Origin of the sequence: Gilliamella apicola, from assembly GCF_003202915.1 — a bacterium.
Taxonomy (GTDB): Bacteria; Pseudomonadota; Gammaproteobacteria; order Enterobacterales; family Orbaceae; genus Gilliamella; species Gilliamella apicola_Q.
The window spans coordinates 153741-166120 of sequence record NZ_QGLP01000004.1; the positions used below are offsets into that span (position 1 = coordinate 153741).

The 12380-nt window shown below is 35.1% G+C and carries 11 protein-coding genes and 1 tRNA gene; 5 read left to right on the forward strand and 7 right to left on the reverse strand.

The annotated features are described in order from the left end of the window. Positions 1-5: 5 nt before the first annotated feature. Both mukE and mukB read left to right on the forward strand, forming a co-directional pair. Entirely contained in the window at positions 6-737 is a 732-nt protein-coding gene (gene mukE, locus DKK79_RS02205; RefSeq protein WP_110423289.1) for a chromosome partition protein MukE, read from the forward strand. Beyond that, a complete protein-coding gene (gene mukB / locus DKK79_RS02210) occupies positions 737-5155 on the forward strand; it encodes a chromosome partition protein MukB (protein ID WP_110422659.1) in 4419 nt (1472 codons plus the stop codon). The genes mukE and mukB overlap by 1 nt, the downstream gene beginning before the upstream one ends. A gap of 107 nt (positions 5156-5262) precedes the next feature. Here mukB and lepA read toward each other — a convergent pair whose 3' ends face one another. Then, positions 5263-7065, reverse strand: coding sequence for a translation elongation factor 4 (gene lepA / locus DKK79_RS02215; protein ID WP_110423290.1), 1803 nt, complete (start codon positions 7063-7065; stop codon positions 5263-5265). Positions 7066-7189: 124 nt separating this feature from the next. Here lepA and DKK79_RS02220 point away from each other — a divergent pair, with 124 nt between their 5' ends. The 3 genes from DKK79_RS02220 (at position 7190) to DKK79_RS02230 (ending at position 8441) form a co-directional block, all read left to right on the forward strand. Then, positions 7190-7621, forward strand: a complete 432-nt coding sequence (locus DKK79_RS02220; RefSeq protein WP_110422660.1) for a MerR family transcriptional regulator — start codon at positions 7190-7192, stop codon at positions 7619-7621. A 301-nt stretch (positions 7622-7922) separates the two neighbouring features. Then, a complete protein-coding gene (locus DKK79_RS02225; RefSeq protein ID WP_110422661.1) occupies positions 7923-8225 on the forward strand; it encodes a PTS sugar transporter subunit IIB in 303 nt (100 codons plus the stop codon). 12 nt (positions 8226-8237) lie between these two features. Further along, entirely contained in the window at positions 8238-8441 is a 204-nt protein-coding gene (locus DKK79_RS02230) for a PTS transporter subunit IIC (protein ID WP_110422662.1), read from the forward strand. A 148-nt stretch (positions 8442-8589) separates the two neighbouring features. Here the strand turns inward: DKK79_RS02230 and DKK79_RS02235 are convergent, their stop codons facing one another. The 6 genes from DKK79_RS02235 to secG all read right to left on the reverse strand — a co-directional run bounded on the left by DKK79_RS02235 (position 8590) and on the right by secG (position 12366). Beyond that, positions 8590-9237 carry a LemA family protein gene (locus DKK79_RS02235; protein WP_110422663.1) on the reverse strand — a complete coding sequence of 216 codons (648 nt, stop codon included), beginning with the start codon at positions 9235-9237 and terminating at the stop codon, positions 8590-8592. A gap of 748 nt (positions 9238-9985) precedes the next feature. Continuing rightward, positions 9986-10801 (reverse strand): hypothetical protein, encoded by an 816-nt coding sequence (locus DKK79_RS02240; RefSeq protein ID WP_110422664.1) that lies wholly within the window; start codon positions 10799-10801, stop codon positions 9986-9988. Between the two features lie 178 nt (positions 10802-10979). Further along, entirely contained in the window at positions 10980-11120 is a 141-nt protein-coding gene (locus DKK79_RS14650; RefSeq protein ID WP_258363424.1) for a hypothetical protein, read from the reverse strand. 126 nt (positions 11121-11246) lie between these two features. Beyond that, positions 11247-11699 (reverse strand): integrase arm-type DNA-binding domain-containing protein, encoded by a 453-nt coding sequence (locus DKK79_RS14655; RefSeq protein ID WP_110422665.1) that lies wholly within the window; start codon positions 11697-11699, stop codon positions 11247-11249. Between the two features lie 187 nt (positions 11700-11886). Then, positions 11887-11972 (reverse strand) — tRNA-Leu (locus DKK79_RS02250). Positions 11973-11979: 7 nt separating this feature from the next. Further along, positions 11980-12366: a preprotein translocase subunit SecG gene (gene secG / locus DKK79_RS02255; protein WP_110422666.1), complete on the reverse strand. Its 387-nt coding sequence runs from the start codon at positions 12364-12366 to the stop codon at positions 11980-11982. Positions 12367-12380: the final 14 nt, after the last annotated feature.

The following is a 12380-nucleotide window of genomic DNA, read 5'->3' on the forward strand; positions in this document are numbered from 1 at the left end:
AAGTTATGGGACGTATTGCAAGCAGTTCTCAAGCGTCAATTGATAAATATATGCCTGTTAAATTGGCTCAAGCTATCGCTAACCGGCTTTTTCCTGAACTTGATAGTCAACTAAGATCCGGTCGTCATATTGGCATCGATGAGCTTGATAATCATGCTTTTTTAATGGATTTTCAACTGGAGCTTGAGCAATTTTATCAACGTTACAATGTTGAACTTATTCGTGCGCCAGAAGGATTTTTCTATCTTCGTCCGCGCTCAACCACGCTAATTCCACGTTCGGTACTATCTGAACTGGATATGTTAGTCGGTAAAGTATTATGTTACCTCTACCTAAGTCCAGAACGATTAGTTCATGAAGGTATATTTACCTTACAAGAACTCTTTGAAGAACTTGTGTCATTAGCTGATGAAAGTAAATTATTGAAAATAGTTAATCAGCGCTCTACAGGTTCTGACTTAGATCGCCAGAAATTATTTGATAAAGTCAAAACTGCACTCAATCGACTACGTCGCCTAGGTATGATCTTTTTTATTGTCGGTAATGACAGTAGCCGTTTTCGCATTAATGAATCTATTTTCCGGTTTGGCGCTGATGTGCGGAGCAGTGATGATGCTCAAGAGGCGCAATTACGCCTGATTCGCGATGGTGAAGCGATTAAAATTGAATCATCACTGATGTTAAGTGATGATAATAGTGAAGAACAAGATGAAGATGTTAATGAGGAGATTGAATAATGATGAGACACGGTAAATTTCACTCATTAACCTTAATTAACTGGAATGGTTTTTTTGCTCGAACGTTTGAGCTCGATCAGTTGGTAACAACCCTATCGGGTGGTAATGGTGCGGGTAAATCAACCACTATGGCCGCATTTGTCACAGCATTAATTCCAGATTTAACTTTATTACATTTTAGAAATACTACTGAAGCAGGAGCAACTTCGGGTTCACGCGATAAAGGTTTACACGGTAAGTTAAAACCAGGAGTGTGTTACTCCATGCTAGATGTCATTAACTCTCGAAATCAACGGATTATTTGTGGTGTACGTTTACAGCAAGTTGCGGGTCGTGATAAAAAGGTTGATATTAAACCTTTCTTAATTCAAGGCTTACCTGTCAGTATTCGCCCGACTGAATTAGTGACTGAACGCTTAAATGACAAACAAGCTCGAATTTTATCTTTACCAGAATTAAAAGATAAAATTGAAACAACGGAAGGCGCTATTTTTAAACAATTTAACTCTATCACTGATTACCATTCAGTGATGTTTGATTTTGGCGTATTACCTAAACGTTTGCGTTCCTCATCAGATCGCAGTAAATATTATCGCCTGATCGAAGCTTCACTTTATGGCGGTATTTCAAGTGCCATTACGCGTTCATTACGTGATTATCTATTACCAGAAAATAGTGGCGTTAGAAAAGCATTCCAAGATATGGAAGCCGCACTTCGTGAAAATCGAATGACACTGGAAGCTATTCGTGTCACACAATCCGATCGTGATCTATTCAAACACTTAATTACTGAATCGACCAACTATGTTGCGGCTGATTATATGCGTCATGCTAATGAACGTCGGGTACATATCGAATCGGTCTTAGGACTACGCCGCGATATGTTTAAAACCCAAGAACAGCTTATCAGTAATCAGTACCGCCAAGTTGAAATGGCCAAAGAGCTGAAAGAATATCAAGATGTGCAAGGAGATTTAGAGACCGATCTTCAAGCGGCGAATGATCATCTTAATTTGGTGCAAACTGCTTTACGTCAACAAGAAAAAATTGACCGCTATCAAGCAGATTTAGATGAGCTCAACGTTAAACTTGAAGAGCAAAATGAAGTCGTACTTGAAGCAAATGATCAGCATCAAACCTATCGCGATCGGGTTGAACAAACCGAACAAGAAGTTGATGAGATAAAAACGCAATTAGCTGATTATCAACAAGCTTTGGATGTACAACAAACACGCGCTATTCAATATCAGCAAGCAATTCAAGCGTTAAAAAATGCCCAACAATTATGTCAATTACCTAACTTAACTATCAGTAATGTTGAAGATCACCATGAAGTTTTTGAAGAAAAACAAAAAGAGGTTACTGAACAATTATTAGAGTTGGAACAAAGAGTTAGTGTTTCTGATGCGGCAATTAGTCAATTTGATAGAGCCTATCAACTGGTGGTTAAATTAGTTGGTGATGTGCTGCGAAGCGATGCTTGGCATGCCGCTAGAGAAGCCTTAAAGCAGTGGCCCTCTCAATGTTACCAAGCTGAGCAAGCTGAACATTTACAACAACAATTAGAAGAATTAGAGCAACGCTTTTTTGAACAAAAAGAAGCTGAATCATTACTAACTCAATTTTGTAAGCGCCTTGGTCGTCAACTCAATTATGATGAACTTGATGAATTTAAACAAGAACTTGAAGTTCAATTGGATCAAAATGCTGAATTTGCTAATGAATCAAGTGAAAAACGGATTGAATTTAGACAAGAACTTGAGCAAATCCAAACCAAAATTAGTGAATATCGGCAAAAAGCACCATTATGGTTAAAAGCTCAAGATGCCCTTATTGCATTACAAGAGCAGACAGAACAGACCTTTACCAATAGTCAATCTGTTACTCAGCATTTACAACAGCTGCTTGAACAAGAGCGCACGCTAGTTGCTCAACGTGACCAAATAAATTTCAAACGTAATCAACTTGATACACAAATAGAGCAACTTAATCAGCCAAGTGGAGTTGATGATAGTCGTTTATCCGCTTTAGCAGAACGATTCAATGGTGTATTACTTTCTGAAATTTATGAAGATGTCACCATTGATGATGCACCTTACTTTTCCGCATTATATGGTCCATCAAGACAAGCCATTGTGGTACCGGATTTATCGTTAGTTAAAGCGCAACTTGAAAGCCTGACCAGTAATGAAGAAGACTATCCAGAAGATATCTATTTTATCGAAGGCGATCCATCTTCATTTGATGATAGCGTATTTGATTGTGAAGAGATGGATAAATCTGTTCTGGTTAAAACCGGTGATCGCCAATGGCGCTTCTCAAGTTTCCCTAAAGTGCCATTATTTGGACGAGCGGCTCGTGAAATTCATCTGGAAAAATTATCAGCTGAACGTGATGAACTACATGAAGACTATGCAACGATTTCGTTTGATCTGCAAAAATTGCAACGTATTGAGCAAAATGTTGGCCAGTTTATTGGTGAATACCTATCAGTAGCGTTTGATATTGATCCCGAAGCTGAAGCGCAAAAACTAACAACCAGACGCAATGAAATCGAACGGCAATTATTGTCGCAAGAAAGCATCGATAAACAAAACCAACAACAGGTGGCAAATTGTAAAGAGCAGTTAGCTACAGTCAATCGATTGGTTGCTCAGATGCATCTATTAGCTGATGATGACTTAGCTGATCGGGTTGATGATTTACGCGAACAAGTCGTTGAAGCGCAAGAAGCTGCGCAATATGTTAATCGTAATCGTGATACTATTTCAGAATTAGAACCGCTTATTGCAGTGTTGCAAAGTGACCCAGAGCAAAATGAGTCACTGCGTGAGCAATATAGTACCATCAAGAATCAACAGCAGACTATTCGTCAACAAGTTTTTGCCTTAACTGAAGTCATGCAACGCCGTGCACATTTTAGTTATGAAGATTCGGCAGGTATGCTAAATGAAAATAGTGATCTAAATGAAAAACTACGTTCTCGGCTCGAAGTGGTGGAAGCACAACGCAATGAAGCACGTAGTCAGATGCAGCAGTACCAAGATAAATATAATCAATATAACCAAACGCTAGCATCGCTTAAAAGTGCATATGAAACTAAACGCGATATGCTTAATGAGCTACACAAAGAGATTGAACAAATTGGTGTTAAAGCCGATGCCGTGACCGAAGAGCGCGCGTGCATTCGCCGAGATGAAATTCATCAAAAACTTAATACTAATCGTCAGCAATGTACATCGTTTGAAAAACAATTGATTATGTGCGAAAGCGAAATGACCCAAATGCAAAAACGTTTAACACAAACACTACGTGATTATAAACAGTTACGTGAACAAGTTGTGGACGCGAAAGCTGCGTGGTGCTTAGTTTTACGATTAGTCAAAGAAAATAGTGTTGAACGAAGATTACATCGCCGAGAATTAGCTTATTTAAGCGCTGATGAATTGCGCTCAATGTCAGATAAGGCGCTCGGTTCATTACGTTTAGCGGTAAATGATAATGAACATTTACGTGATGCGTTACGCTTATCAGAAGATCCTAAGCGACCAGAAAGTAAAGTTCAATTTTATATTGCGGTCTATAAACATCTTCGAGAACGAATCCGTCAGGATATTGTTAAAACTGATGATCCAATTGAAGCTATTGAGCAAATGGAAATTGAGTTATCTCGATTAACTGAGGAACTCACTGCACGCGAACAGCAATTGGCAATTAGCTCAAAAAGTGTGGCCAACATTATTCGTAAAACCATTCAACGTGAGCAAAACCGTATCCGCATGCTCAACCAAGGCCTACAGCAGGTGGCATTTGGTCAGGTTAATGGCGTGCGTCTAAATGTTAGCATCCGAGAAGCTCACTCTTCATTACTAGCAGCCTTAGCTGAGGAACAAAATGAGCATCAAGATCTGTTTAGTAATAATCGTATTACCTTCTCAGAAGCATTAGCTAAACTCTATCAGCGTTTAAATCCACATATCGATATGGGACAACGCACAGCGCAAAATATTGGTGAAGAGTTGCTCGATTATCGAAATTATTTAGAGATGGATGTTGAGGTTAATCGTGGTGCTGACGGCTGGTTACGCGCTGAAAGTGGTGCATTATCAACCGGTGAAGCGATTGGTACGGGGATGTCCATTTTATTAATGGTTATTCAAAGTTGGGAAGAAGAGTCTAAACGTCTGCGCAATAAGGATATTTCACCATGTCGCTTATTATTCTTAGATGAAGCAGCACGTCTGGATGCTAAATCGATTGCGACGCTCTTTGAGCTTTGTGAACGATTAGAAATGCAACTTATTATCGCTGCTCCAGAAAATATCAGCCCAGAAAAAGGTACTACCTATAAATTAGTGCGTAAAGTGATCAACAACCAAGAACACGTACATGTTGTTGGCTTGAAAGGCTTTGCTTAGTCACTACTAACTAAATAAAGACAGTTTCGCCGGCAATTGCCGGCGAAATTGTTATTTAATGTTGATTAATTATGTAAGCAATGGTTAATTTCAATTAGCCTACATCATTAATGAATATCCAACACAGCATGAAAGGCCTCTTGAGGAATATCAACACCACCAAATTTACGTTGTCTAATTTTATTTTCCTTAATATTTTTAGCTATCTTTTTCTTTTTCGATGCTGAGCCGGAATAGCCGCGCCCGGTTACACTTTTACGTAATGGTGGAATATCTTCACGTGCAATTACTTTATTCTCAACTACCGATTGCACCGGCATTGGGTAGAGTTTGCGTGGAATGACATGTTTCATCTTCTGCACAATTTGCTTGCCTCGTTCAAAGCTTTTATCGCGTGGCAAAATGAAAGAAAACGCATCGACAATCTCATCATTCAACCAGATATCCATTTTTACCAAATCAGAGACAATATAGCTTCGATCACGATAATCTATTGATGCATAACCATGGGTAATGGATTTGAGTGAATCATAAAAGTTGTAGGCAATTTCCGAAATAGGCAATTTAAAGGTTAACTCTGCCATTTTATTATTCAGATAAACCATATCCACATAAATTCCCCGTTTTTCCTGACAAAGTTCCATTATTTCACCAATATTTTCCATTGGAATGATAATGGCAGCATCAATAAAAGGCTCTTCAATGTAGGCAATCTTTTCAAAACTTGGCAGTAACATAGGATTATTAACGCTAAGCATCTCACCATTTTTTAACGTTATCCGATACTCAACACTCGGAAAGGTAGAGAGAATTTCGATACCATATTCTCGTTCAAGCCTTTCTTGAATAATTTCCATATGTAAAATACCGAGAAAACCACACCTAAAACCAGCTCCCAATGCCATGGAATTTTCTTGTTTATAAATGAAAGCCGAATCATTAAGCGATAATTTTTCCACCGCATCTTTCAATTTTTCTTGGTCTTCATTTTTTATAGGAAACAACCCAGCATAAACCATTGGTTTAACTTCTTTATAGCCTGGTACGGCTTCGGTATCCGGTTGATTAGGAACGATTAAAGTGTCACCAACTTTTACATTGGATACAATTTTAATATTTGTTGAAATAAATCCAACTTCACCTGCCATAAGTGCATCAACCGATTTCATCGCGGGTAAAAATACCCCAACTTGCAATGCTTCGAACTCAAGATCACTTTTGAGCATTTTAATTTTCATGCCGGTATGGATTGAGCCGTTAAAAATGCGCACATGTAATACAACACCTCGATAGACATCATAGTGAGAATCGAATATTAATGCCTGCAACGGTTTTTCTTGATCACCTTTGGGTGCCGGAATATTTTCAATGATTGATGCCAAAATATTATCAACCCCAACCCCACTTTTAGCAGAAGCTAAAATCACCTTATCTAAATTTATGCCGTCAAGTTCTTCAAGTTCTTGCATTACACTTTGAGTATCGGCATTAGGCATATCGATTTTATTGATTACCGGAATAATTGTTAAATTTTGCTCCTGAGCCAATTTTAAATTAGCAATGGTTTGTGCTTGCACGCCTTGTGTTGCATCGACAAGCAATAACGCACCTTCACAAGCAGCTAAACTGCGTGAAACTTCATAATTAAAATCAGTATGACCTGGGGTATCGATTAGGTTTAATTCATATTCAAGACCATCGGATGCTTTATAATACATACGTACAGTTTGCAGCTTAATAGTAATTCCACGTTCTCTTTCAAGATCCATGTTATCTAATAATTGCTCTTTCATATCACGTTCAGAGACAGTATTGGTCATCTCAATTAATCTATCTGCCAGTGTTGATTTACCGTGATCGATATGGGCAATAATACAAAAATTTCTTATACTGTTTGGGTTCACGTTCATTTCTCCCATACTTTTCTTAACAATTGGCGTGAACTATAATGGTTAGAGTAACTCTAAGTCAAGTTTAGAGACACATCATAATTAACACTCTATTTAATTGATTTATAACTATATAAGGATAAATATGGTAAACATTAATGATTGTATTTTATCAATAGCCCAAAATGGTGAACTAAACCAAACACCTAAATACTCGGTGACTAAAGCAGCAAAACTATTAGGCTTGTCAGCTCACACGCTTAGGTATTATGACTCACTTAATCTATTTCCATTTTTACAACGCGATCAAAATGAAAAACGGTTATTTTCTGATGCCGATTTACAATGGGCAAAATTGATTGAATGTTTACGTAACGCCAATATGTCAATTAAAGATGTGCAACACTATGTTAAGCTCTGCTTACAAGGTGACGAAACGTTAGATGAACGTTTAGCTATCATCAATCAACAAGAAAAGACGTTAATGGATACTATTACGTTATTAAACGAACAATTAGCGTTATTGCGGTTTAAAAAACAGTATTATAAGACAGCCCATCAACTAAAAAAACCGTAAACAGTTTTTATTAACAAAAAGTTGAGCAATGGGGTTTTTGATTAACCTTATTCGCATTATTACTAATAAAAATTGCTTTAAAGTCAATCTGCTAGATAATTCCATCAACGGCTTTTCTTCAAACATCCAACATTCATCTCATTATTTTCCTCTCAATAATTAGCACAATTTCTTTCCAACTTGAGGAAATAAAGTTGGCTTTACCCATTTTTTCATCTATGGGATAGTTTTTAACAACGGAACTAGAGCACTTTTTAAATCATTACCGATTTAAATTTTAATTAGGAATTGGAGGCAAAGTATGGCGAAAGAATTAAATATTTTGGTTGCTTGTGGTAGTGGCGTTGCAACTTCAACCATTGCTGTTAACGCAATTAAGGAGATTTTAAAAGAAACCAATATAGCAGCAAAACTTTTCAAATGCAGTTTAGGTGAATTAGAAACAAAACAGAATGATGTCGATTTGATTTTAACTACTGCAAATTATAAGAAACCGCTGAAAACTCATCACTTAAATGTTTTTAATCTAGTTTCTGGGGTTAATGTCGAAACAACCAAAGAAAAATTGATTCAAATTTGTACCGAGTTATTAAATAACGAGTAAGGAGATAAAATCATGGTTGATTTCTTTGTCAGTTTTTTTCATACCATTTCAGAATTGGGGGCAGTAGTACTACTCCCTATTGTGATAGCGTTATTAGGGCTTTTTTTTCGAATGAAAATAGGGCCAGCAATTAAATCTGGATTGATGGTTGGTATTGGTTTTCAGGGTTTAGTGTTAGCACTTAATTTGTTGATGTCCACCTCTAAAATCAATTAGAAGATTAACTGGATAGTTAAAATTTTATGAATAGATTAAATAGAATTTTGAAAAAGGGATTTTTTGGTGAATAAAATTTCTGTCAATTGACCGTCAAAAAAATGAGCATCTTTTTTAATAAGAAAGATGCCCATCGTTGTTAAATTAATTACTGATTATCTGGTGAATCTTTTTCTGTATTATCATTGATTTTGTTTTTTATTCTTTTTACATTTTCGCTAGCAGCTGATGCCATTCTACCCATAGTATCTCTTAAAATTTTTCCATCATCAGTTTTAAAAGATACTAATTGATCCATACCATTTTCATCCATCTCAAAATAGGTGGCTTCAACAAAACCTAATTTAGATGCGTAAAACAGATGAGGAATACTACCACGTGTAGAATTATAGAGTTGTACAGCAGCATTATATGCTTCACGTCTTTCAAGAATTGTCGTTTCAATCTCATCTAATTGAACCATTAATTGTTGATATGTTGTGTTAGCTTTTAAATCAGGAAATCTATTAGCAAGCATCTGCACATTGCCTATTAAATGTGATGCCTCTGAGACAGCGATATTGGCTTTATCGATACTATCGCTTTCAGTAATAGTTAAATGAGTCAACTTTTCATGATCACCATAACTAGAAGCTATATCTGAAAGTCGTTGAGCGATATCATGTCTTTTTTTGACGGTAGCATATATATTCGATTGTTTTTGTTTAACATTTTCAGCTAAACGTCTAAGTTTATTATATGCAAAAAATAACCACACTAAAATTGCTATAAAAATTAAAAATAAAGTAGTTAACATAAATATATAGTCCTATTCATAATTAAATGATCTAATAATCAAATAGGTAGCATTTTTTATAATTGCAATGTAGCGTTTAAGTGAGGTTAAATTTATTGTTACTTTTTACTAATTTATATCACTGATTCAATCAAAACAATTTCTATATACAATTAAAATGGCTACGTATTGAACGCATAAAAATAATAATTATACTTCTTTTACAACAATTAATTACATACGGTACCATATATTTAAACATGTTACAAATTATTGTTAATTATGGATTTGTTTGATATATGCAAATTAGATAATTATTGTTAATTGTAAAAATTGTTAATTTATTTGTTATTACTCTATCTCTATATAATGTATTAACAATATTAATATGAATAATTATGTTCAATTATAGAAAAAATATATTAAGGGTGATTAGTATTAATATCTAGAGTAAAGCAAAAGCTTTTTGATTGTTTATTTTGATGTGCCTATAACACTGCATTTACAAGATATTTATGCTCAAAAACCAAAAAAGCTAGTTAAATAGTTTAGATATTGGTGTAGTTAGTGATATAAGTGTAAAAAGATGTTGTGCTAGTTTTACTAGAGCAAATTGAAGATCAAACTAATTCTTAAAAAAAGAATTTCTCGATAATTTCTTATCTATAGCCGATTAGATTGCAACCCATCATACGGCCAATGATAAAGATCAGAAATAATCATAAATATCATTACAAAAACCCTCGTTAGAGGGTTTGATTTAGATAGATCAATGTAGATTATATATAGTATCTAATAATCGTAGAACTTCTTTAAAATAAGAAACATCTAATTGATTAGTAATTTCGTTTTCATAAGGCCATTTTACATATCTTACATAAACAACATCATTATTTTTTATTGACTTAATTATATTGTTGCTTATTTGGTAATTAAACGTTCCATCTTCACGCCAAGAATTTAACACTTTATCTTTATTAATACGTATAGATACTTTTTTTCCTGGGTAATGATCGTAGCCAATTTGTAGTAAATAACCGTGTTTATTTTTTAAAATACTTACATTAGCGGAGTAATTATCGGCTGAGCATTCTTTTTTATCATTCATTTTATCTGTTCTACAACCGAACATCCAATAATTATCACTTGATTTTGAATCATTTCCAATATTCCCAGAGAAATCAGAATAATTAATACTGTATTCAACATTATTAATTAAACCTCTCTCAACAACGTTAACGTTATAAGTTCTAGGAATATTATTACCATACTTATCTATTACGCAGTAAATTTTTCCTGAGTCTAATATAGGGCTTTTTTTGAGTGGGGAGAGTTTATTTTGTAAAACAAATTGAAATTCTTCTAGAAAATACCAGTTATGTATTCCATTTGAGTCATAAATATCGCACTTAAAACCTTCTTTATTTTCCAGTTCATTCATATTTTTAGATATATTGTTTTGTGCTAATTGATTTATATCAGCTTCTGTCATTGTTATTGTTGGTTCTTTTTTGATTGTTTTTTGTACCGTTCCACAACCAGACAAAACCAAGCAAGCCAATCCTAGTAATGCAATTTTTTTCATACCATCTCCTTTTTGGGTAATGGTATGTAATTTCGATACTTAAATCAACGACGATTTAGTAATCCTCCCGATAATTGATCTTTTTGAACTCAGTTCAATTAAACATATTAATTATTTTATAATTGCACCAGAATAAATTACCGTTAACCCAAATATTGGTTACGGTATTTAGATAGGGTTAATGATTAACTAACTTTAAATTGCGGTTACCTGACAATGAAGCATTATTTTTACTGGCTTGTTCGACAAAATCTCCACACCAATTAAGCATGATTCGTTTTTGTTGTTCATACTTAGCCTTGTTGTAGGCTCTTCTCATTGCATTTTTTCAACTTACGATAATGCGCTTACGATAACATCATAATTAAAGCCTTATTCATTTAAGGCGGTGCTTGCCAAAGCTATCAGTCCATGCGATTTATTGCCATATTAGCGGTTTGGCTAGTTATTGGTTTGTTATAGGGAGATCTAGCAGTAGGGAACACAAACTCACTTTTATGATTAATAGTTTCATTATCTTAAAGGTAGTTAATCCTTGTTCGGTTTTGAATTTAAACCATTTTTGAGCCATAGCATAAAAAGTATTATTGCTAGCTTCTTGTTGTAGTTGCTCTTGTTCTGCCTTATGTTCTTGAGGATCTATGCCTTGTTTAATTAATTCGCGCGCTTCGTCCCGTTGTTTTCGCGCTTGTTGTAGCGAAACTTCTGGATAACTTCCGAAGCTTACAGTAGTCCTATTATTAGTTATAGGGCGGTAATATCTGAACTGCCATATTTTTGCCCCCGTTGACTTAATAAGTAAAAGCAAACCATTTCCATCATAAATAGGATAATCCTTACTTTGTGGCTTGGCATTCTTTATTTGTGTATCCGTCATTGGAGTTACTTTTTTAGGCATACTTTTCTCTTATGGGACTATGAAATTATTTTAATATGTTTGCATAGTCCTTAATATAGTCCTAAAAATTTTGGTTGTAAATGTACCTTATTGATACTTAATGGGCAATAAAATAGACTTTAAGGCTTGTTATTACTGGGTTGGGTGTGCTTTGTTGGATTTAAAAGAATGTTAATGAATATTGAATTGGTGCCGTGGGCGGGACTTGAACCCGCATGCCCTTAGAGCACTACCCCCTCAAGATAGCGTGTCTACCAATTTCACCACCACGGCGCCGTTTTTATTCTGGAATATCTGATGTCGGATTGATACTCTGAGGTTGAATAACTGGATCTGTAGTTGGAATAACTTGTTTATTACCTTCCGAATTTTCTGTATTTTGTTGTGTGGTCGTACCATCGCCAATGTCTTTAAACTCATCACTTGAACTAATAGTTTTTGAGCTACCAATATTGGATAAAATAATACTTAACACAAAAAATAAAACACCTAATATAGTTGTTGTGCGCGTAAGGAAGTTGCCACTACCTGATGAGCCAAATAGTGTTGCAGATGCACCTGCTCCAAAAGATGAGCCCATGTCAGCACCTTTTCCACGCTGTATTAGCACTAAAACGACTATCGCAATTGCGATAATTAAGTAACCTATAATTAAAAGTTCGTACATTTCAACCTGTCAAT

Bases quoted from the DNA above. Each gene is read 5' to 3' on its own strand.
- DKK79_RS02235 (WP_110422663.1), bottom strand. From the start codon at position 9,237: ATGTTAACTACTTTATTTTTAATTTTTATAGCAATTTTAGTGTGGTTA.
- DKK79_RS02240 (WP_110422664.1), bottom strand. From the start codon at position 10,801: ATGAAAAAAATTGCATTACTAGGATTGGCTTGCTTGGTTTTGTCTGGT.
- DKK79_RS02225 (WP_110422661.1), top strand. From the start codon at position 7,923: ATGGCGAAAGAATTAAATATTTTGGTTGCTTGTGGTAGTGGCGTTGCA.
- mukE (WP_110423289.1), top strand. From the start codon at position 6: ATGGGACGTATTGCAAGCAGTTCTCAAGCGTCAATTGATAAATATATG.
- mukB (WP_110422659.1), top strand. From the start codon at position 737: ATGATGAGACACGGTAAATTTCACTCATTAACCTTAATTAACTGGAAT.
- secG (WP_110422666.1), bottom strand. From the start codon at position 12,366: ATGTACGAACTTTTAATTATAGGTTACTTAATTATCGCAATTGCGATA.
- DKK79_RS14655 (WP_110422665.1), bottom strand. From the start codon at position 11,699: ATGCCTAAAAAAGTAACTCCAATGACGGATACACAAATAAAGAATGCC.
- lepA (WP_110423290.1), bottom strand. From the start codon at position 7,065: ATGAACGTGAACCCAAACAGTATAAGAAATTTTTGTATTATTGCCCAT.
- DKK79_RS02230 (WP_110422662.1), top strand. From the start codon at position 8,238: ATGGTTGATTTCTTTGTCAGTTTTTTTCATACCATTTCAGAATTGGGG.
- DKK79_RS02220 (WP_110422660.1), top strand. From the start codon at position 7,190: ATGGTAAACATTAATGATTGTATTTTATCAATAGCCCAAAATGGTGAA.
- DKK79_RS14650 (WP_258363424.1), bottom strand. From the start codon at position 11,120: ATGAGAAGAGCCTACAACAAGGCTAAGTATGAACAACAAAAACGAATC.